The organism is Pseudoclavibacter sp. VKM Ac-2888, assembly GCF_015351285.1.
In the GTDB taxonomy this organism is placed as follows: Bacteria; Actinomycetota; Actinomycetes; order Actinomycetales; family Microbacteriaceae; genus Pseudoclavibacter.
Map to the genome: position 1 here is coordinate 645,631 of NZ_JADKSM010000001.1, position 25,054 is coordinate 670,684.

Here is a 25,054-nt window from a genome sequence, read left to right on the forward strand (position 1 = left end):
GGGGCAACAGCGAGTGGTTAGCTTGTGACAGGACCCCGTCCGCCAACACCTTCGACACGACCCGGAGAAGCCATGTTCAAAGAACCGTCTGAAGTCCTCGCCTATATCGCCGATAACGATGTCAAGTTCCTCGACATCCGCTTCACCGACCTCCCGGGTGTGCAGCAGCACTTCAACATCCCCGCGTCGACCGTCGACGAGGAGTTCTTCTCCGTCGGCCAGCTCTTCGACGGCTCCTCGATCCGCGGTTTCGCGTCGATCCACGAGTCGGACATGCAGCTCATCCCCGACGTGACGACCGCGTACCTCGACCCGTTCCGTGACGCCAAGACCCTGATCATGGTCTTCGACATCTACAACCCGCGCACCGGTGAGATCTACCACCGCGACCCGCGCCAGGTCGCGAAGAAGGCTGTCGACTACCTGTCCTCGACGGGCATCGCCGACACGGCGTTCTTCGCTCCCGAGGCCGAGTTCTACATCTTCGACGACGTGCGCTACTCCGTGACGTCGAACCAGAGCTTCTACTCGGTCGACTCCGAAGAGGGCGCCTGGAACTCCGGCCGCGAAGAAGAGGGCGGCAACCTCGGCAACAAGACGCCGTTCAAGGGTGGCTACTTCCCCGTCTCCCCCGTCGACAAGACGGCAGACCTGCGCGACGACATCACGCTCAAGCTCATCGAGGCTGGTTTCATCCTCGAGCGCTCGCACCACGAGGTGGGCACCGGCGGGCAGCAGGAGATCAACTACCGCTTCGACACGATGGTCAGCGCGGCAGATGACATCCTGAAGTTCAAGTACATCGTCAAGAACACCGCCGAGCAGTGGGGCAAGTCGGCCACGTTCATGCCGAAGCCGCTCTACAACGACAACGGCTCGGGCATGCACACGCACCAGTCGCTCTGGAAGGACGGCGAGCCGCTCTTCTACGACGAGGCCGGCTACGGTTCGCTCTCCGACACGGCTCGCTGGTACATCGGCGGTCTGCTTGCGCACGCCAACTCGCTCGCGGCGTTCACCAACCCGACGACGAACTCCTACCACCGCCTGGTGAAGGGCTTCGAGGCTCCCATCAACCTGGTCTACTCGGCAGGAAACCGCTCGGCTGCGATCCGCATTCCGATCACGGGCTCCAACCCGAAGGCGAAGCGCATCGAGTTCCGCGCACCGGACGCCTCGGCCAACCCGTACCTCGCGTTCGCGGCCCAGCTCATGGCCGGCCTCGACGGTATCCAGAACCGCATCGAGCCGCACGAGCCCGTCGACAAGGACCTCTACGAGCTTCCCCCGGAAGAGGCGAAGAGCATCCCGCAGCTCGCCACCTCGCTGCCTGAGGCGCTCGCAGCTCTCGAGGCTGACCACGAGTACCTCACCAAGGGCAACGTCTTCACGCCGGAGCTCATCGAGAACTGGATCAACTACAAGACGGTCAACGAAGTGCAGCCGCTCGCGCAGCGCCCGCACCCGTACGAGTTCGAGCTCTACTACGGGGTGTAGCTAGACACCAACGATTCCGGGCCTTGTGTCCGCAGCGTGTCCGCACGAGCAGTGAACGCCTTCGCGATCGCCGCTCGTGCGGACTCGTCTGTGTCCGGCCAAAGGTGGCCATAGGTGTCGAGCGTCGTCTTCGCGGACGAGTGCCGCAGGCGGGCCTGGACGACCTTCACGCTGAGCCCCTCATGGATGAGGAGGCTCGCGAAGTAGTGCCGCAGATCGTGGATGCGGAAGCCGTCCGGCAGCCCTTGCACGTTGCCGCGCACGCGCCTGAATTCCTCCTCGATGCGGTACGGCGAGACGGTGCGGCCGAACGCGCCGACGACGAGCGTCTCGCTCCCCCACTTCTGCGGGACTCGGTTCAACTCGAGCGCGAGCTCGGCGGGGATCGGGATCGCGTTCTTCGACTCGTCGGTCTTGAGCGGTTCCGCCGGCCACTGAATCGCGGGCGTGATGATGCCTCGCATGAAGTCGACGTCAGAGACGCGCAGCGCCGCGATCTCCCTGACTCGCAGGCCGGCGAACGCGCCGAGCAGAATCACGCCACGCATGTGCTCTGGCATCGCGTCGTGGAGTGCCCACACCTGGGCCGTAGATGCCACGTAGGGCCGCTGCTTGCCCGCTGGTGGCGATGTTCTACGGCTCGTGGGGGTCTTGGTCAGGAGTCCGTCGTGCACGGCGTCTGTGAGGATCTGGGCGAGTCGGGAGTGGATGGCGTAGATGGTCGAATCGGCCAACCCCTCAGCCTTGAGCTCCACCATCCACGATCGCACTTCGGACGGTCGGATGCTCGTGAGCTTGCGCGGCCCGAACTTCGCGACGATGCGCTTGCAATGGGTCTTCGCCTGCTTGACCGTCGACGCTCGCTTCGAGGCGTAGCCCTCGAGCCAGACCGTGCACCACTCTGAGACGGTCGTCTTGGCCCTCTGAGGGTCCATGTAGGTGCCGGTGACCTTGGCGGCCGTGATCTCGTCTATCCACGCCTGGGCGCTGTTCTCCGGGTCCTCAGGTTTGTCTTTGTACTTGAAGTGCCGGACGTGCTCCTTGCCGTCGTCGTCGCGGTAGCGTGCGCGCCAGACGACGGTGCCGGTCTTCGCTGAGACGCCCTTGCCGTCCTCGTCGAGGATCGGGTTGCCGTCGGCGTCTTTCAGCGGGCGCCGGATCTCATGCTTCTTGATGCTCGCCACGGGCACTCTCCTGAACGATGCGCCTGAAGGTGTGCGCAGTGGTCTTGCCGGAAACCATCTCGTGCCAGATCTGGTCTGGATCGTCAGCCCATTTCGCGTGTGCGTCCGCGACGACCCGACTGGCCGGCACGCCGATTTCTTCGACCACCTGATCGCGGTGCGCGCGCTTGTCGACCTCGGTCAGAGCATCAGCCTTGATGGCGAGATCGTAGCGAGCCATGTCGTAGGCCGCGATGGCCGCCTCAAGTTCCTCTCGTGCGTCGGCCAGACCCCGGATCTCATTGCCGACTGTCACACGCTTCGGGGATTCGAGCAGCGGCGAGCTGTTCGGGAAGAGGTTCAGCAGGTCTTCGAGGTCTGCAGCTTCGGCGAGCCGTAGGGGACGCTCGCCTTTCTCGATGGCCCAGACGGTGGCCTGTGACCACTTCCATCCCCGCTTCTGCATCATCGCGGCGAGCTCCTTCTGAGATAGCTCACCGCGGAGGCGGAGGAGGTTACGGCCGATTTGCTCGTCTGTTGCTGACACAGTTGACAGCGTATTGGATTTGCCAGTTGTCCTCAACAAGCTTTCATGGTTCACTAGCCGTGCTAGTCAATTCCCACTAGGAAAGAGAGTGACATGTCTGAGACTGTCAAGCCTGTCGAGTCCACTGCCGGAACCCTTGCCGCCACCGCGCTGCTGACCCTTTCGGAGGTCGCGGAAGCGCTACGCAAGAGCGAGAAGCAGCTGCGCTGGATGATCCACCAGGGCACCGCCCCGAAGTCCGCGCTCATCGGCGGACGCCGCATGTTCCGTGCCACGGACGTCGAGGCGTTCATCGTCGCCGCATTCGAGGACGCGTCGTGACCACGAGGAAAGCCCCCGGTGCTGTTAGCGCAGCAGCCGGGGGCCAAGTAAGCAATCCAGCACCCTCCCGAGGAGCGGAATCATGACACAGCATAGCCCAGCCATTCCCTCGAGCGCCATCCACGTCGACGAGCTCGCGACCTTCACGCCCTCATTCCGGATGCCCCACGAGCGCCTCTCGCGCAACGAGTTCGCGTACGACGAGCGAACCGGGAAGTTTGAGCTCGACGAGTTCGCCATCTGGATCATGCTCGAGAGCCGCGAGGTCATCGCCAGACCTCTCACAGCGGACCCGAGAGGGTGGCAGAAGGCCCTGCGCATCGCAGAGCGCGTGTGCGCCGGTGAGACGTTCTGCGAGGGGTTCACTGGATGGGGTGAGCGGATCATCCGAGGGCAGGCGGCCCTCTCCACAACGCTGCAGACATCGCGGGATGCGTTCAAGTGCGAACGCCCCGGATGCATCCACGCCGGCGAATGGCAGATGCTCGCCCCGCACGAGGACCCCAAGGACGCCTGCGTCTGCGAGGCCACCAGCACGCCGCTGATGGCCGAGTGCTGCGTCAACGTGTCCCACGAGCCGGGGCGCGGATGGGTCGTCAACACGGAGGCGCTGTGCTTCGTGACGCCGAAGGAAGCTCGGCAGTTCGCGACGGCACTGCAGGAGGCCGGCCAGATCGCGGCCGTGCGCAACCGTGAGGCCGCTCGTGCATCCGGCTAGCTCGTGGGCACTCATAGCCTGCGTGGCGCTCACCATCGCTCTGCTGCTCGCGGTTTGGCAGCGCATCACCATCACCATCGAGAGGACCACCGATGAGCCTGAGCGCTCGCAGATGGGCGCAACCGCTCTTCATGAGGCCCGATCCGGACACGGGGCAGTTGGTCAAGATGAGCACGACGGAGAAAGCCGTGCTGCTTCTGCTGGCGGAGTACGAGCATCAAGAGCACGGCTACGCCTACCCAGGGCTGGCAAAGATCGCGCGCGAGACGTGTGCGGGCCGGTCAACGGTGATCGAAGCGATATCGACTCTCGAAGCGTGCGGGTACATCCGAGTGGAGCGTCAGCGGGTGGGGAGCAGGAATCTACCCAACCACTACTACTTGCCGCACGTCTCGTTCGAGCTCCGAGAGACGGACGAGCGGTGGATGGACGCGGAGCGACGGGGCATGCACGGATCGCATCTGAGGCTTGCCGGGTAGTCCGGATGCGGGACCACCGACCACAGGTGGGTGGTCCCGGCACCGGACTAGGGGGTCCGGGAGGTGGACCAGGTGGTCCAGGAGTCGGACTACTAGGTAGTCCGGGAGCCGGACCCAACCAGTGAACAACACCAATGAGAGACCAATGAATGACCAGCCCCACCGCTTCGCGGCGTGGACGTGAAATGAGAAGGATTCGATGATGAACGAGGCAAGAACCATGAACATGGAACAGACGGCGATCGAGGGACTCGAGCCTGATGCGGAGATATTCGTGTGCACCCGACCCGGGTGCGCACTACAGGGTGAGGCTGACCCCACCGGAGCCGAGAACCACTTCTGCGACGCACCACAGACCGAGGCGCTCAGACTCGCGGACGTCGTCGTCTACTACTCGACGCAGGCCGGCGACTGGGTCGTCCACGTTGGGGATCCTAAAGACGAGTTCCCGGATCTCGAGAAGGCTGATCAGTTCGCCGAAGCTCTCCGGGAAGCGGGACAGATGTGTCGAGCGCTCCGCTCGTCGGACACTCGCGGTCGCATGGCGTCGGCAGGCACTCACGGGCCTGTTGATCAGAAGGCTCCCGCTTCGGACCTCGAGCCCGGAATGCGAGTCTGGGCGTGCAAGCGCCCGGGGTGCGTCAATCGAGGTGTGCCCGATCCGTTCGGTGTCGACAACCATGTGTGCGATGGTCGTCAGACCTCGGAAATGAAGGCAGCTGGTGTGTCCGTAGTCTTCGAGTCGGCGACTTGGGCCGTTGTCCTCCCTGAGTCCGTGTCGCACGAAAGCATCGACGTGCTGCTCACGGCGGTAGGGCATGCGAACGACGTCATCCGCGAGATCATCGCGGCGGCCTCAGGCTCCTAGAGCACGCACGGAGAGCCCAGCACTCGTGCGTGCTGGGCTCTCCGTGCGTCTGTCGGGACGAGATCCTCCTCAGTTCGGGCGGGAGCCAAACCTGTTGGTTTGCGATCTCTTCTGACTCTCGAGCCGGTCGACGTATTCACCCCACTCGTGCACCACTGTCAGCGGCGTGGCTTTGACGGACGGCGGGCCACCTGATCACTGCCGTTGCGTTGCGCGGCGAGTTTTCGCACCGTGAGCCCCGGCACGCGTCCACACAGCTGTGCGGGTGAGAGATATTCGGGGGCGCCCCCTCTAGCGAATGGCACGCTGCGGTTTACGGTCGTTCCCTGTAGCGGTCAGCGCGAGTTGTCTTCGTGGAATCGAGCCACTCCACGTACTCAGACCAGACGTAGAGAACCACGCGCGCGTTCGCTTTGCGGAAGGGCGGGCCTCCCCCACGGGATCGCTGGGTTGCAAGCGACGCGATCGTCAACCCGGGGACGCGTTCGCACAGCTCCTGCGGCGAGAGAAACTCGGGCGTCGTCATGAGTTCTGCTCGACGATCCATGCCTCAATATCGGTCAGCCGATACCGCACGAGCCGGCCGACTTTCGTCGCCTTCGGCCCGCGGCGGCCACCGTCCTTGTCATCGAGGTACTTCCAGTTACGGAGCGTGCTCGACTGCATATTGAGGAGTCTGGCTGCCTGCGCAGTCGTGAGGAGCTCGTCGTCAACCAGTCGCGTCATGTCCCGATCTTGCCTCATGTACCACTGTCGGGGGCCCGTGGCACACTCCCCCGCATGAACGAACCAGCCGTGCAGGTCACCGCCAAAGTCGCCCTCGAGTCGCTGGCGTTACGGTGTGAGGCGGTCCGCGAGCGGGTGGACTCGAAGTGGACGAAACGCATCGTCTGCTGGCGCCCGCTGGCGACGAGGCCCGTCGATGGCATTTCGTGGCTCCTGTGGGGCGAGACACCTCCGCTGCGTGACGTCGACGGCGAGCTCGTGCCGACGCCGGCCACTGTTGACGGCGACACCTACGAGCCGATCCTGTTCGAACCGCTCGCAGTGTTCGACGCGTGGCTCGAGATGCTGCAATGGGTCACCGCGGGTGACGTGCGCGCCGAGGTGCGGCGCGCGCTCGAGGGCGGGACCATGAGCAAGAAGGAGTGGGCGATCTCCCACAGCAACGCGCAGATCCGCGGCACCGTCATTCTCGAGGGCGACGCCCTCGCCGCGCAGAGCCTCGCGTCTGAGCTCTCGGTCGCGCTGCTCTGCATGGATCAGCGGGCCACGAGGAAGAAAGTGTGGTGAGTTCTGCATGACGTGGCTGTCTTCCCAGTCGCGTGGTCGCATCAGTAGTCTGGCTCCATCCCCCGGCTCTCTCATCGGAGACATATGAAGAAACTTCTGGCTTTCCTTTGCGCTTGCACCGCGGTGCTGCTCTTTGCGACAACTGCAGCCGCCGCCCCTGGAGTCTTGGCGAACGAGTACAACGAGTTTGACGTCGGGCCGGAACTCTTGAGCGCCGAGATCGTAACGCCGACGACAGTAGGAGGCGGTGACACCGTCCGCATCAACTGGAGTGTGCGCAGCACCCGTGACATCGCATACAGCGCAGTGGACCTCGCGAACGGCACGGTCTTCTCTCCGGAAACCAGGAAAATCCTCGGACACTACGACATGGAGATTACGGGGCGCGAAGGGGACATCGTTTTCGGCACCACGTCCTTTTCCCCCAACGGACCGGAGTGGGCGCCTGGTGAATGGCGCGTGCAAGGCCTGGGCTTCTTCGACGAGTTGGGCGTGCACGGGGGTGCGGACGAGGCATACAGCCCAGTTATCCAAGCTCTTCCGAAGCTCCAAATCGACGTGGGCACAGACGGCGACCAAGAAGCACCAGAGCTCATCGACCTGCAAGTGGACGCACCGGCAGAGGTACGTCAGAGCGACGTCATTTGGTTCAACTGGACGATGCGCGAGTCCAGCCGCGTCAAGTCTCTGCTGCTGACTATCACCGGCCCGGATGGCCGGTCGTACACGGCTGAGGGCTTCGACATGCTGACTGCGACCAGGGAAGGCGATCGTGTCTCGGGAGCACTGCACCTCACAGTGAACAACTTCACGTGGGCGCTCGGCGAGTATCGAGTTACCCAGCTCACCACATGGGACGAACACGAGAACCGACTCATCCAGGCCACGCCAGCTGACAACGCCGCACTGGCCTCCGCCGCGGCGTTCACGGTTGTCGATTCCGGAGGACCAGACGTCACGGCTCCAGAACTGCTCTCAGCAGGATTCGAGCAGTCCACGGTTCGCATGGGTGACGAACCGGATATCAACTGGACCATCCGGGATGAGAGCGACATGGACGATGTCAGGTTCTACCTCAAAAACTACCGGGGGACGATCTACACCATGCGTGGGGACGGTGGCGACCGACTGGGCGAAGTTCTTACCGGCGCGTCCGGAGCATGGCTGACCGTCACCCCCTACGAAGAGGACATACCCAAGTGGGGAGGAGGTGTCTACGAAGTTGTGGGCGCCGAGCTCGTCGACGACTACGGCAATGTGACCACACTGACGTCCGACCATCCGATCATCTCAGGCCTGCCAGACATGACCGTCCTGCCCCGCGACGCCCCAATCCCGTCCCGAACGCCCTCCCCGACCATCACCGCCACCCCCTCGCCAACAGCAACCGAGACCCCGACAGCAAGCTCCACACCGACAGAGACACCAACGGGTGTTCCTTCGCCGACGACGCCGGACCCCACCGGTTCGGCCGCACCGTCCCCCACGGAGACCGCAGTCTCGACAGCGTCACCGACAGTCACCGACTCCCCCACGAGCACGATCACCGCATCACCGACTCCGACCGGGACGACAAGCGCACCGCTTCCCCCCATACCAGCCTCTTCGACCGCTACCGCTGAAAGCGACCCATCTGCACCTTCCATGTCAGCCGCATCAGCCCCCGCGGGACACCCCACCCCACCACACAGCGAACAACCTCACGCGCTTGCATCCACCGGGACAGACACGCTTGCCCCCCTGGGCCTCCTCACGAGCTCGCTGCTCGCCCTCGGCGTCACGCTTCTCCTCGCTCGAAAGCGCACGGCCAAACCGTAGCGCCGGCCAAGCCAAAACTCAGCTCAACGACGAAACCGCCCCCTCCCGCGAAGCGTCGTCCCGGGTGTCCGGGATGGCTCCCGCTCGAGGGGGCGGCCGCAGCGAGATCTCCAGAGCTCTAGTCTTTCGGTCATGGACGAAGCAGACAGATTCCGAAGTGCGATCGAAGTCTCCACGCAGGTCATTCCGACCCTGATACTGGCGACAGCGTTTCTACCATCTTGGCGCGCCTCATTGGTTCGGCCCACCGATCCGATCGAAGCTGAGATCTACAACAGGCGCCGAGGACCGGGATCCGAGGCCCGACGCCGCACGTTCGTCTACGTCCTCGCGTCGTTCGTAGTGCTGTGGAACATGGCTGGACTATTCGAGCCCGAAGCGATCGGTTCCGTCGAGTTATCTACGGTCGCAAATCTCGTGTGCATTTTCAGCCTCCTGCTCACCCTCGCTGAAGAGGCATACCGCCATGCTCGTTCAGGACGAGAAGCCACCTCGCGTGGGGGTCGCATAGAACCACCCGAGTGCGACCCCGCGAATCAGGCGCGGTAGGCGTTCGGGGCACCTCGATTGTGGAACAGCGCGTACATGCCGAGCGGGGCGAGGGCTCCGGAGACGAATGTGGACCCCACGGCGATGCCGTCGCCAACGCGCTGCGCAGCGAGGTCACCTCAGGTGAGCACCTGTGACACACCACCGGGCTCGGCGAATTAACCCGCGAACGCTAGCGCGCCTGTGTGGATAACTCCAGTCGATGCGGCCTTTTGCATGGCAACCATGAATGGGTCTAACTCCGCCTGCTCGATGGTGAGCCGTTCTGCGAGCGCTTCGCAGGCCGATAGTCAACAGGCGAGGCCGAGGTGAACCGCCTCAACGCGGAGCACTGTCGAGCCACCGCCCAACGCGACGGCGAGGCCGGGAGTCTCTACGACCTTCGGCACGACACCGACGGGTGGCGACTCGTGCTCATCTGGGAAGAGTGACAGTGTCGATTGCTACTCGTCGCCGCGCATCAACGTGTTGTCGATCTCCGTCCCCTCGGCGATCGCGACGGCGTCGACGCCGAGCTGGCTGGCCAAAGCCGACGTCGTCGCCGCCCCAGCCTTCGCTACAGCCTGCACGAGTAAGGCAGGGGTAATGTTCGGCACGTCCAGGGCCTCCTTGGCGAGGCGGACCACCTCCTGAGTAGCCGCGGTCTGCTCCAAGGCCCCCGTGACGTGCTTCACCGCAGCGACATGGATCGCGAGCGCGTACCGCTCAGCAGTTGCAGCCACTTTCTTCGCAGCTTCGTAGATGCCTTCTGGTGTGGGATCAGTCATGAGCTCATGATCACACGTCATGGGCGAACACGAAACCGCCCCCTTTCCGCGAAAGGGGCGGTGTTAATCTCTTGGCATGCGAATGGCCATCTTTTGGGGAACTATCGCCATCGTCGGCGCTATTTTCGCTGTGGAGGTGGACCTTCCGGCGCTTCGCCTACTGGCCTCTGGAATGACTCTGTGGGGTCTGGGTGGACTGTGGTGGGTGGCGACGGCTCCACATACTGAACCACGACCTCCTGCGGAGCGATGACGGAGTAGACCGTCGAGAGGTCACCCGCGACGTTGAGCGCTCCCAGAAGAAAAGCGAGCACGGCCCCCGCTCCTACCGCGTACGGATGATTTTTGACTCGCTGGATGACGGCGGATATGCCGGGTATCTTGCTTGCCTCAGCCTCAATCCGCTCAATGATGTACTCAGTCGAGAACTTGCTCTCAGCGCGGGCCTCGATGGCCCAGAGAGCGAGATGCGCCAGGCGGCGTTGCTGATCGAGGGTCAGTTGCACGCTGGTCCAAACGTCCTCACTGTCCGAGTCCCGCTTGTACGACCCGGAGACCACGGGACTCGTTGTCCCGCAGAATGCACAAGGCAAGGCTGAATCGACGAAGTCCATCGTCATGGTGCTTGGCAAGCGAACCAAGCCGTTGACGTGGATTCCGTGCTTGGCGCACTCAACTAGCAGCATGGAGGTAATCATGCAGTACATGCGGGGACCCCGCATTCTTGGTCGTCGTGCTGAGCGCAACCACACCCTCGATGTGCTTTTGGGCGGCACGACGAAACACGCCCCTCCCGCGCAGCGTCACCCTGGGTGTCCAGGGTCGCTACAGCGAGAGGGGCGGAGTCGTTGGCGCAGAAGGTCAGCGGCCGGCCGTGAAGTCGGCGTTACCGATGGACGTGCCGACGGACAGGATCGTCGCGACTCCGGTGACGGAGGCGACGGCGAGCCAGTTGATGCCTTCCACGCTAACAGCGGGGATCAGCTCGGCGCCGGTCGACACGGTGAGCGTGGCGACGAACGCCTGAGCAGCGGTCTTGATGGCTCGTTCGCCGGTGCCGCGCCAGAACGAGACCGACCAGAGTGCGGACGGCTTCTGCTCGGCGGCGAGCTTCGTGGTGCGCTCGACGTGCTCGCCGTGCGTCTCGGGTTCAGAGATGAGGGACATGAGGTTACTCCTTCAGGTGTCGCACCCATGAGGGCGGGATGGTGTCGCCGACGAGGTCTATCTCCGACGTCGTCAGCTCGAGCTCGGGCGAGGCGGGGAGCATCGCGGCGAGAGTAGTGAAGATGCGCTGGAAGATCTGCGACTTGCGCTTGTCGCGGTCCTCGAGGCGTTTGATCTTCCGGTCCTGGTGGCCGGAGTGGGTCTCAAGCTCTTCCACGCGGGCGGTGAGCTTCGAGATCTTCTCCTCGTCGAGGGTCATCTGCGCGGCGAGGCGGTCGTCGATGCGCTTGTCGAGCGCTGCCTTCGCGTCAGCGGTCGTCTTGCCGCGCGTCCCGAGGAACGTGACGAGCACGCCGAGGAACCCGAGCAGGCCGACGGCGATGGTGATGAACCCTTGCCCGTCGATGGTGACGCCGCTGGCCTCTGCGATCATGCGTCCCCCTCGTCGTGGCGGTCCTTGATCTCCTCGCCGAGGATCGACAGGCGGATCAGGGGTGGGATCATGCCGAGGCAGAGGATGAAGACGATGAAGAGGGCTTCAGGTTCCGGGTTCGTGCGGAACACGACGATGGTCGCCGCATACCCGCCGAGGAGCATCAGAATCACGAGCTTGCAGGCAATCTCCACCCGCCAGAGCGCTGGGAAGAGCACCCCGAAGAAGCAGACGAGCCCGGCCGCTGCGAGCAGGGCGCCGAGGAAGTCCACGGCCTCGTTCGTGAACAGCTTGTGCAGGATCGGGCTCCCGAACACGAGCGCCCAGATGCCGGCCAGGATCGCGATGAAGTCGTAGAGCGGCAACCACACCCGCTTGATGGATGCGTACTTCAGCTCCTCGGGCGGGATCGCGTCTGGGTGCCAGATGCTCGCCCGCGCGAGACGGCGCCACATGACGGTCAGGCCGCGAGTCGCTTGCCGAGTTCGTCGGCGATCTGTTTCGCGGATGCGCCCGGGGCGACATCCTTGAGCGCGGACTCGACGACGGGGCGGATCGCGCCGGCGACGGCCTCACCGAGGGCCTTCTCGTCGACGTTGTCGTTCTTCGCCACTTGGCGGAGGAGAGTGATGATCGCTTCGAGGTTGTTCTGGACGGCGTCGCGCGCCGGGAACGGGTAGCCCTTCGCGTTGGGGAGCGAGCCGGAAGCGAGGGCGTTGAGGTTCGCGCGGTCCTGGTCTGTGAACATGTCGTCTTCCTCCCAGAAGATTCGTGGTGCGTGGTTGAGGTCGATGAGGCCGGGGAAGCCCGGGTGGCTTCCCCGTTCGGTGAACTGATGAGCGACGGCATTCGGCCAGGGCCCCGTGTTGACGTGCCCTCCGGCGGGAACGCCGAAGTGCGCAACCCACAGTTGGATTCCGGCGTCGACGAGCGGACGCCAGTCGTGGTTGCGCGCCCCCTCGCCCTGGGCGACGTTCGAGTTCATGTACGCCAGGAGCGGCACCTTGGGGAGCGCCTTATGGACGATGCCGAACCACTCCATTGCCGCGGCCGGCGACCACGTGGCGTAGCCGTCGATCGCTTCGAGGTCGAGAGCGATGAACGCTCGGGTGTCGGCGCGGAGGTTGGCGAGGAAGTAGTGCGCGTCGGCTGCCACCGGCCCCTGGCCGTTCATCCAGTAGACGCCGATGGGTTTGCCCTGTTCGGCGAAGCCCGCGGCGTGCTGGTGGTAGCGGGAGTCGGTGTACCTGTCGCCGGTGTTGGAGCCGCCTGCTTTGAGGACGACGAAGTCGACCGCGGCGGCGGCCTTCGCGTAGTCGACCTGCGGTTGGTGGAATGAGATGTCGATGCCGAGCATCAGGTTCCCTTCGTGAGTCGGCGGGCGAGTTCGTCCGCGACTGCTCGCGGTAGGAGCGGCGTGAGGGCGTTGGAGAGCGACGCGGACACCTCGGCGAGGTTCACGCCGGGGCGGGTGGCAACCTGCCGGAGGAGCGTGATGACGGCTTCGAGGTTGTTCTGCACAGCGTCGCGCGCCGGGAACGGATAGCCATTCGCGAGAGGCCGCGCGCCGGTCGTCAGCGCGTACAGGGTGGCGCGGTCCTGGTCCGTGAACCCGTCGTCCTGGATCATCCCGCCGAGCTTGCCGCGGGCGATGTACTCCGTGGCCTGCTTCGCCGAGACGTTGACACCTAGGTAATCGAAGTGCCATGGCTCCCCGAAATCCTTGCCCGTCCACACCCACCCGAAGAGAGGTGCAGTCTTCGCGGCCCACGCGTGCTCTTCCGTGAAGGACACGTTGAGGTTGCCGCCGAAGTCGACGGCGAGGCCCCACCCGTGATTCGAGGTGCCAGGCACGGCCGCGACTGTCCACCCGGGGCGCTTGTTGACGAACCGGTCGTAGTAGAAGTTCTGCCGGTCAAGGTTGCGCATCCCCTCGGCAGCGTCCGGGCGATAGCCGAACTCCTTCTCGAAGTAGAACGCGAACGCGTCCAGCGCGCCGGCAGCTTCCGCACGCAAGAGAACTCCGAGCGCCTCGCCGTCAGCGTTGCGACTATCCCCGTTCGGGAAGCCGATGTTCTTGGCGAACGCCATGTGTGCCTCCTAGAGACGCGAAAGGCCCCACACGGTGAGTGCAGGGCCGAGAGTGTGGGAAGTGGAGTCAGGGCAGGTCGGCGGGGTCTCCGCCGCCGTCGAGGAACGTCTGCTTGAGCGCAGCCATCTGGGCGGGGATCGCGGCGAGGTTCGCTCGCCGCTCCTGCTCCGTGAGGACGTCCACGCGCAGGCTCTCGAGGTGCCCGTCGTCGAGGTCTTTCAGATCTTCGGGTGTCACGGTCGCTCCTTAGGCGGGTCCGGGCGTGCCCGGGTAGGTGGAAGCCCACGTGATGGGCGTTGCGGGGAAGTTCTTGAACTCCCGCAGGCGCGTCGTCGAGGAGACGGTGCGGAGCATCCAGAACGGGCCGTACGCGTCGACCCGGATGCCAGCACCTCCCGCGACGGCACCGCCCGCCTGCGCGAACACCATGCCCGGGTAGACGATGCCCGTGCGGAACCCCTCGGGGAAGTCCACACGCACGTCCAACTTCTGTCCTGCGGTGATGGCGAACATCAGGTCGTCGAAACCGGGGTACACGACGCCGTTGATGCGCCGCACGAGCAGCCGACCGGACGTGACGAAGCTCGGGTTCGTGGCGATGTGTGTTGCGAACGCGGTGGTGGTGATGTTGCGCCACCCCGTGTCCCCCTCGGACACTCGCCATCCGGTGTTGCCGGTGCCTGTGGCTTTCACCCACTGCAACGCGCCTGCCGTGTTCGCGGTGTCCGTGTACCGCTGCCCGACCGTGCCGACGACGACTCCCTCTGGGGAGCCGGTGCCGGGCGGCAGGTCGATGCCGCCACCCGAGGGGGTGCGGAACACGCCGTCGCCGTGCAGCACCGTCGAGGCGGAGGCTATGCCCGTGCCGAGCCTCGCCGAGGGGAATACGCCCGACGTGGTGTCTGCCGCGGAGTGCACATGGGAGGCGTTCGCCTTGGCGGCGATCGCGGCGGCCTGGGCCGTGCTGACGGGCTTCTGCGCGTCCCTGGTGTTGTCGACGTTGCCGAGCCCCACGAGCGTCGCGTTGAGCCCCACGAGGGACGCTGCGTCGTGTGTGTGGCCGACTGGGGACGCGCCGACGTCGCCTGGCGTGAGCACGACGTCGCCCGTCTTGTCGTTGACGGACTTCACGGCGCCACCGCCGAAGGGCTGAGTCATGCTCGCCGTGTACTGCGGCTGCTGCTGGACCTCGGCCTTGTACTCGGTCACGGGGTGCCTTCCTTGGTGACGTCGTCCCGGATGCGGAACTTGCCTTCGATCCAGGTCGTGGGCTCCGTGTCGTCGGTCCGTGTCGCCTCGGCGTCGTACGAGCCGGTGACGCTCTCGGCCGCCCCGAGGAGCTCGCGCGTCTGAGCACCCGTCAGGGTGATCTCGAGGACACCCTCGGCGAGCCGCTCAGTGCCGACCTGAGCGGCGACGACCTTCGTCCCGGCCTTCCACCAGCACCGCCAATCGGTCCACTCCGAGAGGTCCACCGCGGTGCCCTCGCTGGTTGTGACGGGGATGCTGATCGGGTCGACGCGGTCACCCGCGAGGAGCGTGACGGTTTCGGATACGACGGCGCGAGCCATGAGGCCTCCAGAAGAGAGATTCAAACAGTTGCGCCCGTAGAAACGACGCTGTGAACGGACACCCGGCCTCTGCCCAGCTACTGTTTAGCGCAACGGGCGAGGGAGTGGCGATGGCAAAAGGACAGCATCAGAACAAGGAATGGAACCGAGAGGCAACAAAGGAGGAAACCCTTGAGTACCTCGTCCGTGCCACGTCGCGTTTATCGCGCCACCTCACAGCTCATTTCGACGGCGACTTCGCTGCGATCGACGATGTCGCAGCCATACTCCGGACGCTTTGCGGAGACGGGCTCATCAAGCGCGCTATCGATTGCTTGGAGTTGACGGACCCGAGCCTGTTGATCTCCAAACCCCCCGAGCTCAGCAAAGGTACTCACATCAGCATCGGTAATTTCCCGTGCTCGGAGACCTACGCGAAGCCGAGTCGGCCGGAACACCAGGCACCTCGGCCGTCGACGCTCTTGACGTGGCTGCAGTCTCCAGCCGCGTACATCACCGAGACCTCGAAGCGAGGCGGCAAGGAGCACACAAGCCAGCGCATGCGCCCATGGTCAGGCCTGATTGCCGACATCAGTAATACCTGGGGCTCACACGCGAGCCCACTCATTCCGCCATGGATGGACACGAGCCAAGTCATCGGAGTTCAGGAGCTCGACCTCCCCGGTTACGTGATCGAGCGGGCGGCCGTGGCCGTCGAGGTGTCCCTGACCCTGCTCATGCAAGAGGTTGACCTCCCGGAGATGGCCCCGGCCCCTCGCCTCGGACCCACGAGACCCGCACACGTCGATTGGCTCGACATACGACGCGTCGATAAAGAAAGGCTCCACATCGATCTCATCGCAGGAACAGACGACGGAGTTCCTGATGGCCTCTACAAGCTCATCCGCGTCGAATATGGCACCCATAGCGTCGGGTTCGATCTTCTAAGGATCGACGACGTGGATATGCTGCGGGGCTTCTACACCTAAGAGCGCTCGGGCCAGACCCGCCGACATGCCTCACGCCACCTTGGTCAGCGGGTCCGTCCAGGTGTCGGCGTTGTACTTCCCACCAACCGTCTGGAATCGACGCACGAAGTCGGCCTTGATGGCGGCCAGTACCGTTGCAAACGGTCGCCCAGTCGCGGTGAGGTTCTCGACGTACGTGAGCTTGTGGTCGATGCTCGGCACGACGTTGAGCGTGTCGACATCACGGGGGCCCATGAGTACGAGGGTGTTGCTCGCGGTCCACCCGGACGGCATCGGTCCCTTCGCGGCGACGACCACAACGACGTAGTTGCCGATCTTCTCGACGCTCGCCCCTACGAAACGTGAGCTGTCGGTCGGGAAGCCCCAGGCGTTCGTCCCGGCCGTGCCGGCAGCGTTGAGGATGTTCGACAGGGCGAACGTGGATCGCAGCGCAGCAACGGGCAAGCCGACACTGGATCCGGCCTTGGCCGGTCGCGTGATGTTGAGGATGCTCGCGATGAGGAACGTGTCTCCGGCCGCAGCGCGCGCAGTGACGTAGTCCCGACGCGGTGTTCCGAGTCCGACCGAGTAGTTCGGGTAGGACGACGTCGTGCCGCCGCTCTGCGCGAAGCCAGCGTGCAGACCGCCCTTCGCGGTCCGCTCGACGAACGCCTGCGTGGAACTCGACGGGATGTTGTTCGTGACGCCGAACCCACCAGAGGGCTGCCCGAGGGTCGCGACGACCCATTCCTCGGCGGGGTCAGCGAACGACTCTCCGGTCGAGGGAACGCCCGTCTTGCCCGAAGCAGCGTGACCGGGCTCGAAGAGGGCCACTACGCCGGGGGTTCCCTTGGGAGGGAGGAACGAGACAGGTGGTGGCGACGGGACGGACTCGGTGGTGTCGAACGGGAGAATCAGCGAACCGTAACTTGGCATGACGTTCAGCCCTTCTTGGGGTAGGCGACGAGTGATATCTGCACGCGCGGGTCGGTGCCACCCACGAACGTGAGACGCGAGGTGACATGCTCGCCGAGGTCGATGAGGAGGCGTGTCGGGAAGTGCTTGATCGTGACCTTCCAGGTGCCCGGGCCGGTGATCTCGGGGAACCAGGCAGCCTTGCCGCCGATCACGTCAGTGTCGAGGTTGAGGTCGGAGACCGTGAACCAGCGCACCTTCGTGTACTGCCATCCGGCTCCCGCACCGCCCTGGTCCCACGGTGCCCCGGTGTTTGCCTGGCAGTACATCAGTGCGGGCTTCATGGACATGCTGGTCGGGTTGCCGTGGACTGCCCTCACGGACAGCACGAACGTCACTTCGGTGTAGTCCGAGAAGTCCACCCAGTTCGCGGGCTGCGCGAGCGAGATCACTGCGGCCGCGCCGGCTGAGCGGGGGCGCACTCCCTCCCCCTCCGCGATCAGGATCATTGCGCCTGTGCTAGTTGAGAACGTCACCGACGGTCACCTCCATGCGGGTCAGGACGAAGCCGCCGATCTGGCCGGGCAGCGGCGTGGAGGCGGAGAATCCGTAGTTTTGTCCTCCGGCGAAGGAGTCCTCGGGAGTGCCGACCTGGGGTGCGTAGTTGGACCAGCCTGCGCCGAGGCCGCGCAGGTCGAACGAGCGCCCACCGATCTGGAGGTGGCCGTAGCTCCCGAAGGTCGCGGGATGAGGCTGCGCCGGCGTGCTCTTCTCCGAGCGGAATGAGAACGCGATGTACGTGTTGTCGAACTTCTGCTCGTTGAAGCCGGGGAAGTACGTCGCGCCCGGGACGTCGACGTACGTGCCCTGGTTGGTCTGGATCTCCCACTGTCGGCGAGTGTCGTCGAAGTGCACCTTGGGGTAGGCGCGGCGTGTGTCGTCCCATGCCTGCATGTCCATGTGTGCGCCGAAACCAGCGACCGCGCCCGCGGTCTCGCCCATGAGTGAGAACCGCCCCGAGAGCGTGAACCACGTTCCCTCTTGGAAGCGGTCGTGGTTCAAGTACATGGCCGCGCCTGAGTTGCGGGACCCGTACCCGTCAGCGGCGGCTCCACGTCCCGTGACGATGAGGCCCTTCGGGTAGCCGCCGATGGAGAGCGGGTTTCGCGGCCACACGTTTTCGTAGTGCTGTCGGACGAGCGGGAAGCCCGTGGTGTGGTCGTACTGGAAGAGCAGTCGGCCGCGGCGCACGAGGACACCGCCGTCCTCGGCCAGGATGTCCTCGGGGATGCGAGTCGTGCCACCACCCCCGAGGGGCTTCACGTTGATGCTCATGCGTCTTGGCTCACTTCCCAGGCGCGAATGCCCGTGCTGGATTCGGGGTCTGGCCGCAGCCAGAGGATGGTCTTGCCCGGGTACGGGAAGGGCAGGTCGGGGCCGCCGTAGAGCCCAATCGTGTTCACCAGGGCCCACTTGGCGATGACTGTGGGCATCCCATCGGCACCGACCCCAAACCAGGTGTCGTTTCCTGCCCAGGTGCGCATTTGGAAGCCGCCGTCGGGGCCGGGAGTGAAGTACGGCATGCCGGCGCTGTTGAGCATCCGCATTCCCGAGGGCGCGAGGTTGCCGGCAGCGTTGAAGCGAACGAACGTCTTGGTGTTGTTCGTGGTCTTGAACACGAACCGGTAGTCGGTTTCCTCGTCCTGCGGCCCGTAGAGCTTGGACTCGGTCAGGATCCCGGCCGATTCGACCCTGTCGGTGACCTGCGCGGTGGCGATGTTGCCGACCATGCCGACGATTACATCGCCGAGCTCGGCGGAATTGGCCAGCGCTTCGCCGATGGCGGGCTTTACGCGCGCGTCGACGGACCGCCGGAACATGGTGTCGGACTGCATCAGGCTCGTTGCCGACGGGTCGTCCATCGCTCGAGCTTCGCCGAGGTCTTCCCAGACAACTTCGCTCATGCTTTTCGTCTCCTGATTCGTGCTGGTGTGACTCCGGTGTTGACCCAGACGCCGCCGACAGCGACGAGCGCGCCGGGGTCAACAGCCGAGTAGGCCGTGGCGTTGAGCGGGCCGGGTATGTCGAGGAGGGTGGAAAGCGCGCCTCCGGCGGCAGGGACGTGTAGCGGCCAGTCGATGACCGCGTACCCTTCGAGGCGGTCGCTGGTCTTGCTGAACCACTCCGCGCGCAGCGTGAAGTGCGTCGCGGGCCTGAGCAGCGTGGTGCGGGCGAGCTCCACCTGAAAGCCGCCCGTGGTCGGGTTGATGTCGTCGTTCTCGACGACCACCGGCCCGAGGACCAACGTCCCGTCAGGGCCCATCGCGGCGCTGTTACTCGGGCTGAAGATGAGTCGCAGTCGATGCGAGGTGAGGTCGCCGAGCCCGAAATCGCGCACTCGGCCATTGATGACTGGCATGTGGCCTCCTAGGCTCCGGGGTCGACAGGGCCGCCGCCGCCGCCGCCGTCGAGACGATCGAGGCGGTTCTCGAGCGCGGTGATTTTGAGGTTCTGGATCCGGTTCGTGTTGTCGAGCGCCGTGATGAGCTCGGCGAGTCCCGCCATGCCGCCGACCGTGGACTGCAACGCGCCGAGCGCCCCTTCGAGGCTCCCGAGCCCGGACTGCAGGCCGGACACGTTGGACTGCAGCGCGGCGATCTGCCCGGCGTGTACGTTCTTCTCGCCATTCAGGTACGAGATGGACGCGTCTTGGCCGGCGTTCTTCGCGGCGTGCTCCGAGAGGGTGATCGCGTGCGACGCGCCGAGCACGTCGAGGTAGTCGAGCGTCGCCTTGTGCACGGCCGCGATCCCCGCAGCCGAGGTCACGGCGCCGTCGTAGACGTAGCTGATCCCGAAGCCACCCGATGGGAGCTCGCCGACGTAGCCGACGTCGACGCCGTCCTCGTCGTAGATCCGAATGCGCTGACCGGGTCCGAAGCTGATGCGCGTGATGCCCGCCTGCTCGAGGCGAGTGATTCGTCGGTCGAGCTTCGAGAACGCGGTTCCCTCGATGTCGTGGCGCATCAGATCTCCAACGTGTCGAGCGTGATGAGCTCCGACCCGACCCGGTGCTGCCACCCCGTGACGTAGCGGGTGTGCGTCCCCGCGGGGAAGGTGCGCGGCTTCGCCTTGTGGAGCGTGACCCGCACGCCCGGAATCCGCTCGCCCGCCGACACGTCCCCGTCCGACTGCGCGGCGAGCGAGAGGGTGCGGCGTGGTCGCTTCCGTGAGTTCGCGATCGACTGCGCGTGCTGGTTCAGAACGGCCTGGTCGTCGATGTCGCCCATGCGTTCGATCTCGTCCAACCACGGCCCCGTGTAGGCGGGGTCGATGGCGGAGGCCTTCGCGAAGAGCGTGTCCTGGTTCTTCCCGCCGCCGAGCACCACGACACCCGTGACCTGGTTGATGGCCTCGAGGTCCATGTTCACGTCGAGCGCTCCTGACAGGGGCGAGTCGATGTCGAAGTCGTATTCGGGGGCCTGGAGTCGGGGTGTGCCGAGGCGGCGCTCCCAGAACCAGGACCCGCCGACGACCCCATCCCGCCACTGCGGTCGGAAGTGGAGGTCTGACCCGTTGGGCAGGTCCTCGAGCTCCTTCATGATCTGCTCGATGCTCTTGCCGGCGTACCACTCGTGCGTGCGGCGCACCGTGCCCGGACTCACCCATGAGTCCTCGAAGTCGTTCACGGGCAGGGTGAAGCGCGGTGAGGAGCCGACGAGGCCCTTCTCGAGCGTCACGAGCTGCCCGCCGCGCTCGTCGAGGTCGTAGATTCCGTACGTGGAGTCCTTGAACGCGTCGATGCCGGACGGGAGGCGCTTGGAGAGCCAGATGCGGAACGCGTGCGAGCGCACCTCGATGGTCTCCGCAGCCTCGTTTGTGCGGTGCCCGGTGATGGTGCCCGCGAACGTGATGCGCCCGTCGTAGTCGACGATGATCGATCGCGTCCACGGCTGGAACATCACTTCCGTGTCGGCCCAGTACAGGTCGAGCCCGTCCTCGCCGAGCGAGAACGTGTGCGTGCCGCGCCCGATGGTCTTGCACGAGTCCTGCTCGGACCCGCTCAGCGGCGTCACCTCGACGCAGTTCGAGCCCGGGTTGGTGTCGCCGATGAAATACCGATACTCCGGCATGCGCACCTCCCTTCAGTGGGCTTCGTCGAACTCGATGACCGCCGAGGCCGTGCCCGAGATGGGTTCCACCTGGAAGCTGCAGATCTGGTCGCGAGGCACGAACCAAGACGTGCCGGAGTGGCGCGCCTGCCAGACGATGACCCCGTCCGCGTAGACGCGGCCCTTCGCCATGTCGATGCGGTGCGACTTCCCCGAAGCGAGCGCAGCCTTGATCCGCAAGTAACCGAGTTCGGCGCCGGCGGAGTTCTTCAACCGCAGCCCGTACCCGCCGGGCATCGCCGTCGTCGCGGTGACGGTGATGATCGGCCAGGCGTGCAACGTGCCACGGTTCGCGACGGCGACCGCCGTGCCCGAAGTGGCCGTCTGCTTCTCGTGCTGCCCGTACCGGATGGAGTCCGGCAGGAGCAGGTCGAGTTCGACGTCCGCCTTGGGGGCGTAGCCGCGCGGCGTGAAGCTGACCGCTTCGAGCACCGCCGGCGCCCACAGGGTGCCGTCCGACTTCTGCACCTGCAGGCGGCATTTGTCGCCCTCAGCAAGGAACCCCAACACGGTGCGCTCGAGCTGGTCGAGCTCCCAGTCGGTGCGCTCCTCAGCCACGGCTCGGATGCTCACGGTCTGCGCGTCGCGGCGTCGACGCCCGAGGAGGGTGCCGTGCCGTTCCACCTGGCGGACGGCCTCACCGGACAGGGACTTCTCTCCCCACCCGGTGAACCCCTTCGCCTTGATGCCGAGCCCGTACTTGCTGCCCCCGTGGCGGATGCCCGTGAAGAACGTCAGCACGGCCTCGTCGGCTTCGCGGACGAGGTGCACGAGGTAGTCGTCTACGCCGGCCACGTCGCCTCCTCCCTGATCCATCTGCGGACGAGCCGCTCGAGGCGGCTGTCGTCCGACGATGCGCCGGTGAAGCTCACGCTGCGGTTGTCCTGGCGCGCATCCGTGACCGATGAGGACTGCGCGAACGACGGAGACGAGTAGGACACGTTCGACTGCGACGCGACCTGCCCCCACCCGCCATACGGGTCCCCGCCCAGCGCGAGGCCCTGGAAGGCTCCCCGCTGGATGAGTTCACGCATCTTGTAGACGGCTGCCTGCCCGCCGAGCTTGTCAACGTCGCCGGCCGTGAGGACGTGCTCACCAGGGGCGAGCATGAACGGCATCGAGTCGACACCCTTCGGCCCCGGACCTTCGATGGCACCACCCATGGCGCGGCCGGTTGGTGCACCCTGGTTGTTGCGGATCTCCTGCGTGCCGGAGGCCGTGTTCGTGTAGATCGTGATGACGTGACCGCTGTTGTCCTGGACGAACTTCGTGATCTTGCCCTGAGCGCCATCTGTATTGACGCTGACCTCGGTGTAGACGTTCCCGGGCACCGTGCCGAGCGCGAGGACGTAATTGCCGACACGTATCCGAGCGGCATCAGCGTTCTCGACGATCTCGGTCGCGACCTGGTCCGGGATGCCGACGAGCTGGTCCGCGTAGGCGCGAGCCTGCTCCTCGGAGAGTCCCATCTGCAGGCCGAGGTCGTAGACCTGATCCCACCCGGACTGCAGGGCGGCCTGCATCTGCTCCGCGCTGCCCGTGGTGTTCCACAGGTCCGCGGCGTAGTCACGAGTCGCCTGCCCGACGTCCATGAGCGACTGCATGGCGTTGCGCCCGCCCTCCGCTTGGAGGTTGAGTTTGCCCGTCATGCCGTCGACGAGAGTTTCCCCCTCGTCGAGCTGCTCGTTGAAGTCCTCGAGCCCTTCCCGCGCCTGGTCGACGGCGTCGAAGTAGTCCATCTCCGCGCCGAGCGAGTCGTAGAGGATGCTGTTGTAGTTCGACAGCTCCTCAGCGAGGCCAGCGATCGCGCCGGACGCGTCCTCGGCTTGCGCTGCCTGCCCGGAGAGGGCTTCCGAGTAGTCGTCGACGACGGGCGTGCTCTGCTCAGTCGCGAATCGGGCCAGCTGCTGCTGCCCGGCGAGCGTCTCGAGGTCGCCGATCACGACGCCCTGCGCGTTCGCCTGCTCGAGCAGGGCGTCACGGTACGCGGGCATCTCACCCAGGAGGGTGGTCAGCTGCTCCGTGCTGCCGTCCGTCTCGTCCGCGAGGATCTTGAACTTCTCGGCCGCGACGAGCGGGTCGAGGTCGGCGAGCGCCTCCCCCATCTCCTCGAGTCTGCTCTTTGCGTCCCAGAACCCGGTGTCGAAGAACTCCCCGAACTTCCAGGGCTCGTCAGCCTGCGCGCGAATGTCGGTGAGCAGCTGCGGGAGGTCCGCGAGCTGCTTCATGCCCTGCTCGTCGAGGTAGCCCTCGAAGAGCTTCTGATCGGCCTTCGCGACGGTCTGGAACAGGGTGGCCGCGTCGGTCGCGCCCTTGAGCTTGTTCTCTGCCTCCTCTGTGGAGAGTGAGAGTGCCCGTGACGCGGCCTCCAGGCCGGCCACGGCGGCTGCTGCGGCCACGACGGCCACGGCTACCGGGTTGCTCAGCGCGGCGACGACAGCGGCGCGTGTGGCCGCTGCGGTGATGCCGAGCGAGATGAGTGCGGCTTGTGTGGCGGCGACCTGCGGGATGATGACCAGCGCGGATCCGCCGATGAGGAGGATGCCGCCGGCCAGCGCGGTGGCCGTGAGGAACGCGCCTTGCATGGCCGGGTCCGCGTCGCCGATCGCGTTGACCATCTCGACCGCCGACTGCACGACCTCGCGGAGTGGTCCCTGCGCGCTGGCGCCGATGCGGATCATCGCGGTTTCCCACGCTCCGCCGAGCTCCTCGACGTCGCCGCCGAGGTTGTCGAGGCGCGCGGAGGCGACCAGAGCGGCGTAGCCGGAATCGTCGACTTTCGCGATCCAGTCGTTGATGTCGTCTTCGCCTTCGGCGTAGAGGACGTTCGCGGCGCGGATCGCGTCCTGCCCGAAGATGATCGCCATGGCGGCGTCACGAGCGGCCGGAGTAAGCCCCTTCATTCGAGTCTCGAGCTGTCCGGCCAAGCCCGCCATACCGATGAACTCGCCGTTGGCGTCGCGCGTTTGGATGCCGAGCTCGGTGAGTTTGTCGGCGGCCTCGCCCGTCGGGTTCGTGAGGCGCATCAGCATCGTGCGGAACGAGGTGCCAGCGTCGGAGCCGATGAGGCCCGCGTTGGCGAACGCGGTCTGCGAGCCGACCGTCTCCTCGACGGAGAGGCCCATCTGGGAGGCGACGAGGCCGGACTGGTTGAGTGCCTGGCCGAGGTCGGAGACGCCGCCCTGTGCCTTCCCAGCACCAGCTGCGAGGAGGTCGGCGACGTGCGTGGCCTGGTCTCCTGCGAGCTTGAACTGCGAGAGCGTCGTGGCGGTCTGCTCGGCCGCGTCGGCCACGGACAGTTCGCCAGCTGCGGCGAGGTCGAGGGCGCCCGTGAGGGCGCCACCGAGGATGTTCGACGTGGAGAGGCCCGCCTTGCCGAGCTCCTCGATGCCCGCTGCGGCTTCGGTGGCGGTGAAGACCGTCGACTGGCCCGCCTCGAGCGCAGCGTCACGGAGAATGCCCATCTGCTCGACGGGCGCCATCGTCGCGGACTGCACGGACGACATCGACGATTCGAACTTCGAGGACGTCATGACCGCGGAGAGCGCGAACGCCGTCATGGCGGCGCCGGCGACGGTCATCTGCGTGCCGACGTGCTGCATCGCCTGCTCTTGCGACATGAGCCGGTCGCCGAGCGCCGCCTGTGCCGCCTCGAGGTCTTCCGTGGCCTGCGCCGACTGCTTCGCCTTCGCGAGGTAGTCGGCGTTGTTCATTCCGAGGGTGACGAGAACGCTCTTCAC

General features: G+C 65.5%; 30 protein-coding genes. 8 read left to right on the forward strand and 22 right to left on the reverse strand.

Annotation, left to right across the window (positions count from 1 at the left end; all coding sequences use genetic code 11):
- Positions 1 to 72 precede the first annotated feature (72 nt).
- Positions 73 to 1,497 carry a type I glutamate--ammonia ligase gene (gene glnA / locus ITJ61_RS03010; RefSeq protein ID WP_068492563.1) on the forward strand — a complete coding sequence of 475 codons (1,425 nt, stop codon included), beginning with the start codon at positions 73 to 75 and terminating at the stop codon, positions 1,495 to 1,497.
- On the opposite strand, the gene ITJ61_RS03015 is transcribed toward glnA, so the two are convergent.
- Positions 1,485 to 2,681: a site-specific integrase gene (locus tag ITJ61_RS03015; protein WP_323744292.1), complete on the reverse strand. Its 1,197-nt coding sequence runs from the start codon at positions 2,679 to 2,681 to the stop codon at positions 1,485 to 1,487. The two genes, glnA and ITJ61_RS03015, sit on opposite strands and share 13 nt — an antisense overlap.
- Positions 2,659 to 3,207 carry a helix-turn-helix domain-containing protein gene (locus tag ITJ61_RS03020; RefSeq protein WP_194685381.1) on the reverse strand — a complete coding sequence of 183 codons (549 nt, stop codon included), beginning with the start codon at positions 3,205 to 3,207 and terminating at the stop codon, positions 2,659 to 2,661. Before ITJ61_RS03020 ends, ITJ61_RS03015 begins: the two co-directional genes overlap by 23 nt.
- 93 nt (positions 3,208 to 3,300) lie before the next feature.
- Here ITJ61_RS03020 and ITJ61_RS03025 point away from each other — a divergent pair, with 93 nt between their 5' ends.
- The 4 genes from ITJ61_RS03025 (at position 3,301) to ITJ61_RS03040 (ending at position 5,593) form a co-directional block, all read left to right on the forward strand.
- Positions 3,301 to 3,528, forward strand: a complete 228-nt coding sequence (locus tag ITJ61_RS03025; RefSeq protein ID WP_194685382.1) for a helix-turn-helix transcriptional regulator — start codon at positions 3,301 to 3,303, stop codon at positions 3,526 to 3,528.
- 82 nt (positions 3,529 to 3,610) lie between these two features.
- Positions 3,611 to 4,246 carry a hypothetical protein gene (locus ITJ61_RS03030; protein WP_194685383.1) on the forward strand — a complete coding sequence of 212 codons (636 nt, stop codon included), beginning with the start codon at positions 3,611 to 3,613 and terminating at the stop codon, positions 4,244 to 4,246.
- A gap of 92 nt (positions 4,247 to 4,338) precedes the next feature.
- Positions 4,339 to 4,725 carry a helix-turn-helix domain-containing protein gene (locus tag ITJ61_RS03035; RefSeq protein ID WP_194685384.1) on the forward strand — a complete coding sequence of 129 codons (387 nt, stop codon included), beginning with the start codon at positions 4,339 to 4,341 and terminating at the stop codon, positions 4,723 to 4,725.
- Between the two features lie 199 nt (positions 4,726 to 4,924).
- Positions 4,925 to 5,593: a hypothetical protein gene (locus ITJ61_RS03040; protein ID WP_194685385.1), complete on the forward strand. Its 669-nt coding sequence runs from the start codon at positions 4,925 to 4,927 to the stop codon at positions 5,591 to 5,593.
- Positions 5,594 to 6,115: 522 nt separating this feature from the next.
- Here the strand turns inward: ITJ61_RS03040 and ITJ61_RS03045 are convergent.
- On the reverse strand, positions 6,116 to 6,319 hold the full coding sequence (locus ITJ61_RS03045; RefSeq protein ID WP_194685386.1) for a helix-turn-helix transcriptional regulator: 204 nt from the start codon (positions 6,317 to 6,319) through the stop codon (positions 6,116 to 6,118).
- 54 nt (positions 6,320 to 6,373) lie between these two features.
- On the opposite strand from ITJ61_RS03045, the gene ITJ61_RS03050 reads away from it, so the two are divergent.
- Positions 6,374 to 6,886 carry a hypothetical protein gene (locus ITJ61_RS03050; RefSeq protein ID WP_194685387.1) on the forward strand — a complete coding sequence of 171 codons (513 nt, stop codon included), beginning with the start codon at positions 6,374 to 6,376 and terminating at the stop codon, positions 6,884 to 6,886.
- An 84-nt stretch (positions 6,887 to 6,970) separates the two neighbouring features.
- The gene (locus ITJ61_RS03055; protein WP_194685388.1) at positions 6,971 to 8,704 is read left to right on the forward strand and encodes a hypothetical protein; all 1,734 of its coding nucleotides are present in this window, start codon (positions 6,971 to 6,973) and stop codon (positions 8,702 to 8,704) included.
- A gap of 992 nt (positions 8,705 to 9,696) precedes the next feature.
- On the opposite strand, the gene ITJ61_RS03060 is transcribed toward ITJ61_RS03055, so the two are convergent.
- From ITJ61_RS03060 to ITJ61_RS03105, 10 genes are all read right to left on the reverse strand, one after another.
- Positions 9,697 to 10,020, reverse strand: a complete 324-nt coding sequence (locus ITJ61_RS03060) for a hypothetical protein (protein ID WP_194685389.1) — start codon at positions 10,018 to 10,020, stop codon at positions 9,697 to 9,699.
- A gap of 119 nt (positions 10,021 to 10,139) precedes the next feature.
- The gene (locus ITJ61_RS03065) at positions 10,140 to 10,640 is read right to left on the reverse strand and encodes a hypothetical protein (RefSeq protein ID WP_194685390.1); all 501 of its coding nucleotides are present in this window, start codon (positions 10,638 to 10,640) and stop codon (positions 10,140 to 10,142) included.
- Between the two features lie 241 nt (positions 10,641 to 10,881).
- Positions 10,882 to 11,187, reverse strand: coding sequence for a holin (locus ITJ61_RS03070; protein ID WP_194685391.1), 306 nt, complete (start codon positions 11,185 to 11,187; stop codon positions 10,882 to 10,884).
- Between the two features lie 4 nt (positions 11,188 to 11,191).
- A complete protein-coding gene (locus ITJ61_RS03075; RefSeq protein WP_194685392.1) occupies positions 11,192 to 11,620 on the reverse strand; it encodes a hypothetical protein in 429 nt (142 codons plus the stop codon).
- Complete coding sequence (locus ITJ61_RS03080) at positions 11,617 to 12,075, reverse strand: hypothetical protein (RefSeq protein ID WP_104341266.1); 459 nt, start codon at positions 12,073 to 12,075, stop codon at positions 11,617 to 11,619. The genes ITJ61_RS03075 and ITJ61_RS03080 overlap by 4 nt, the downstream gene beginning before the upstream one ends.
- Before the next feature lie 5 nt (positions 12,076 to 12,080).
- Entirely contained in the window at positions 12,081 to 12,977 is an 897-nt protein-coding gene (locus ITJ61_RS03085; protein WP_194685393.1) for a glycoside hydrolase family 25 protein, read from the reverse strand.
- Entirely contained in the window at positions 12,977 to 13,711 is a 735-nt protein-coding gene (locus ITJ61_RS03090; protein WP_194685394.1) for a M15 family metallopeptidase, read from the reverse strand. Before ITJ61_RS03090 ends, ITJ61_RS03085 begins: the two co-directional genes overlap by 1 nt.
- A 67-nt stretch (positions 13,712 to 13,778) precedes the next feature.
- Complete coding sequence (locus ITJ61_RS03095) at positions 13,779 to 13,949, reverse strand: hypothetical protein (protein WP_194685395.1); 171 nt, start codon at positions 13,947 to 13,949, stop codon at positions 13,779 to 13,781.
- A gap of 9 nt (positions 13,950 to 13,958) precedes the next feature.
- Entirely contained in the window at positions 13,959 to 14,921 is a 963-nt protein-coding gene (locus ITJ61_RS03100; RefSeq protein WP_194686780.1) for a hypothetical protein, read from the reverse strand.
- The gene (locus tag ITJ61_RS03105) at positions 14,918 to 15,283 is read right to left on the reverse strand and encodes a hypothetical protein (RefSeq protein ID WP_194685396.1); all 366 of its coding nucleotides are present in this window, start codon (positions 15,281 to 15,283) and stop codon (positions 14,918 to 14,920) included. The genes ITJ61_RS03100 and ITJ61_RS03105 overlap by 4 nt, the downstream gene beginning before the upstream one ends.
- A 50-nt stretch (positions 15,284 to 15,333) precedes the next feature.
- Here ITJ61_RS03105 and ITJ61_RS03110 point away from each other — a divergent pair, with 50 nt between their 5' ends.
- Entirely contained in the window at positions 15,334 to 16,251 is a 918-nt protein-coding gene (locus ITJ61_RS03110; RefSeq protein WP_194685397.1) for a hypothetical protein, read from the forward strand.
- 30 nt (positions 16,252 to 16,281) lie between these two features.
- Here the strand turns inward: ITJ61_RS03110 and ITJ61_RS03115 are convergent, their stop codons facing one another.
- The 9 genes from ITJ61_RS03115 to ITJ61_RS03155 are packed head-to-tail and all read right to left on the reverse strand — an operon-like array spanning position 16,282 to position 25,054.
- Positions 16,282 to 17,166 carry a hypothetical protein gene (locus ITJ61_RS03115; RefSeq protein WP_194685398.1) on the reverse strand — a complete coding sequence of 295 codons (885 nt, stop codon included), beginning with the start codon at positions 17,164 to 17,166 and terminating at the stop codon, positions 16,282 to 16,284.
- A 5-nt stretch (positions 17,167 to 17,171) separates the two neighbouring features.
- Entirely contained in the window at positions 17,172 to 17,654 is a 483-nt protein-coding gene (locus tag ITJ61_RS03120) for a hypothetical protein (RefSeq protein WP_194685399.1), read from the reverse strand.
- A 10-nt stretch (positions 17,655 to 17,664) separates the two neighbouring features.
- Entirely contained in the window at positions 17,665 to 18,480 is an 816-nt protein-coding gene (locus ITJ61_RS03125; protein WP_194685400.1) for a hypothetical protein, read from the reverse strand.
- Positions 18,477 to 19,109: a hypothetical protein gene (locus ITJ61_RS03130; RefSeq protein WP_194685401.1), complete on the reverse strand. Its 633-nt coding sequence runs from the start codon at positions 19,107 to 19,109 to the stop codon at positions 18,477 to 18,479. The genes ITJ61_RS03125 and ITJ61_RS03130 overlap by 4 nt, the downstream gene beginning before the upstream one ends.
- Positions 19,106 to 19,564 carry a hypothetical protein gene (locus ITJ61_RS03135; RefSeq protein WP_194685402.1) on the reverse strand — a complete coding sequence of 153 codons (459 nt, stop codon included), beginning with the start codon at positions 19,562 to 19,564 and terminating at the stop codon, positions 19,106 to 19,108. Before ITJ61_RS03135 ends, ITJ61_RS03130 begins: the two co-directional genes overlap by 4 nt.
- 8 nt (positions 19,565 to 19,572) lie before the next feature.
- A complete protein-coding gene (locus ITJ61_RS03140) occupies positions 19,573 to 20,169 on the reverse strand; it encodes a hypothetical protein (protein ID WP_194685403.1) in 597 nt (198 codons plus the stop codon).
- On the reverse strand, positions 20,169 to 21,275 hold the full coding sequence (locus tag ITJ61_RS03145; RefSeq protein WP_194685404.1) for a hypothetical protein: 1,107 nt from the start codon (positions 21,273 to 21,275) through the stop codon (positions 20,169 to 20,171). The genes ITJ61_RS03140 and ITJ61_RS03145 overlap by 1 nt, the downstream gene beginning before the upstream one ends.
- 12 nt (positions 21,276 to 21,287) lie before the next feature.
- A complete protein-coding gene (locus ITJ61_RS03150; RefSeq protein WP_194685405.1) occupies positions 21,288 to 22,109 on the reverse strand; it encodes a hypothetical protein in 822 nt (273 codons plus the stop codon).
- A complete protein-coding gene (locus tag ITJ61_RS03155) occupies positions 22,097 to 25,054 on the reverse strand; it encodes a phage tail tape measure protein (RefSeq protein WP_194685406.1) in 2,958 nt (985 codons plus the stop codon). Before ITJ61_RS03155 ends, ITJ61_RS03150 begins: the two co-directional genes overlap by 13 nt.

What these genes read in the sequence shown, in the direction of transcription:
- ITJ61_RS03060 (WP_194685389.1), bottom strand. Translation starts at nt 10,020, where the DNA reads ATGACTGATCCCACACCAGAAGGCATCTACGAAGCTGCGAAGAAAGTG.
- ITJ61_RS03145 (WP_194685404.1), bottom strand. Translation starts at nt 21,275, where the DNA reads ATGCCGGAGTATCGGTATTTCATCGGCGACACCAACCCGGGCTCGAAC.
- ITJ61_RS03075 (WP_194685392.1), bottom strand. Translation starts at nt 11,620, where the DNA reads ATGATCGCAGAGGCCAGCGGCGTCACCATCGACGGGCAAGGGTTCATC.
- ITJ61_RS03120 (WP_194685399.1), bottom strand. Translation starts at nt 17,654, where the DNA reads ATGATCCTGATCGCGGAGGGGGAGGGAGTGCGCCCCCGCTCAGCCGGC.
- ITJ61_RS03030 (WP_194685383.1), top strand. Translation starts at nt 3,611, where the DNA reads ATGACACAGCATAGCCCAGCCATTCCCTCGAGCGCCATCCACGTCGAC.
- ITJ61_RS03025 (WP_194685382.1), top strand. Translation starts at nt 3,301, where the DNA reads ATGTCTGAGACTGTCAAGCCTGTCGAGTCCACTGCCGGAACCCTTGCC.
- ITJ61_RS03085 (WP_194685393.1), bottom strand. Translation starts at nt 12,977, where the DNA reads ATGCTCGGCATCGACATCTCATTCCACCAACCGCAGGTCGACTACGCG.
- ITJ61_RS03055 (WP_194685388.1), top strand. Translation starts at nt 6,971, where the DNA reads ATGAAGAAACTTCTGGCTTTCCTTTGCGCTTGCACCGCGGTGCTGCTC.
- ITJ61_RS03045 (WP_194685386.1), bottom strand. Translation starts at nt 6,319, where the DNA reads ATGACGCGACTGGTTGACGACGAGCTCCTCACGACTGCGCAGGCAGCC.
- ITJ61_RS03090 (WP_194685394.1), bottom strand. Translation starts at nt 13,711, where the DNA reads ATGGCGTTCGCCAAGAACATCGGCTTCCCGAACGGGGATAGTCGCAAC.
- ITJ61_RS03105 (WP_194685396.1), bottom strand. Translation starts at nt 15,283, where the DNA reads ATGGCTCGCGCCGTCGTATCCGAAACCGTCACGCTCCTCGCGGGTGAC.
- ITJ61_RS03070 (WP_194685391.1), bottom strand. Translation starts at nt 11,187, where the DNA reads ATGTCCCTCATCTCTGAACCCGAGACGCACGGCGAGCACGTCGAGCGC.
- ITJ61_RS03065 (WP_194685390.1), bottom strand. Translation starts at nt 10,640, where the DNA reads ATGACGATGGACTTCGTCGATTCAGCCTTGCCTTGTGCATTCTGCGGG.
- ITJ61_RS03125 (WP_194685400.1), bottom strand. Translation starts at nt 18,480, where the DNA reads ATGAGCATCAACGTGAAGCCCCTCGGGGGTGGTGGCACGACTCGCATC.
- ITJ61_RS03130 (WP_194685401.1), bottom strand. Translation starts at nt 19,109, where the DNA reads ATGAGCGAAGTTGTCTGGGAAGACCTCGGCGAAGCTCGAGCGATGGAC.
- ITJ61_RS03135 (WP_194685402.1), bottom strand. Translation starts at nt 19,564, where the DNA reads ATGCCAGTCATCAATGGCCGAGTGCGCGATTTCGGGCTCGGCGACCTC.
- ITJ61_RS03035 (WP_194685384.1), top strand. Translation starts at nt 4,339, where the DNA reads ATGAGCCTGAGCGCTCGCAGATGGGCGCAACCGCTCTTCATGAGGCCC.
- ITJ61_RS03050 (WP_194685387.1), top strand. Translation starts at nt 6,374, where the DNA reads ATGAACGAACCAGCCGTGCAGGTCACCGCCAAAGTCGCCCTCGAGTCG.
- ITJ61_RS03080 (WP_104341266.1), bottom strand. Translation starts at nt 12,075, where the DNA reads ATGTGGCGCCGTCTCGCGCGGGCGAGCATCTGGCACCCAGACGCGATC.
- ITJ61_RS03115 (WP_194685398.1), bottom strand. Translation starts at nt 17,166, where the DNA reads ATGCCAAGTTACGGTTCGCTGATTCTCCCGTTCGACACCACCGAGTCC.
- ITJ61_RS03040 (WP_194685385.1), top strand. Translation starts at nt 4,925, where the DNA reads ATGATGAACGAGGCAAGAACCATGAACATGGAACAGACGGCGATCGAG.
- glnA (WP_068492563.1), top strand. Translation starts at nt 73, where the DNA reads ATGTTCAAAGAACCGTCTGAAGTCCTCGCCTATATCGCCGATAACGAT.
- ITJ61_RS03140 (WP_194685403.1), bottom strand. Translation starts at nt 20,169, where the DNA reads ATGCGCCACGACATCGAGGGAACCGCGTTCTCGAAGCTCGACCGACGA.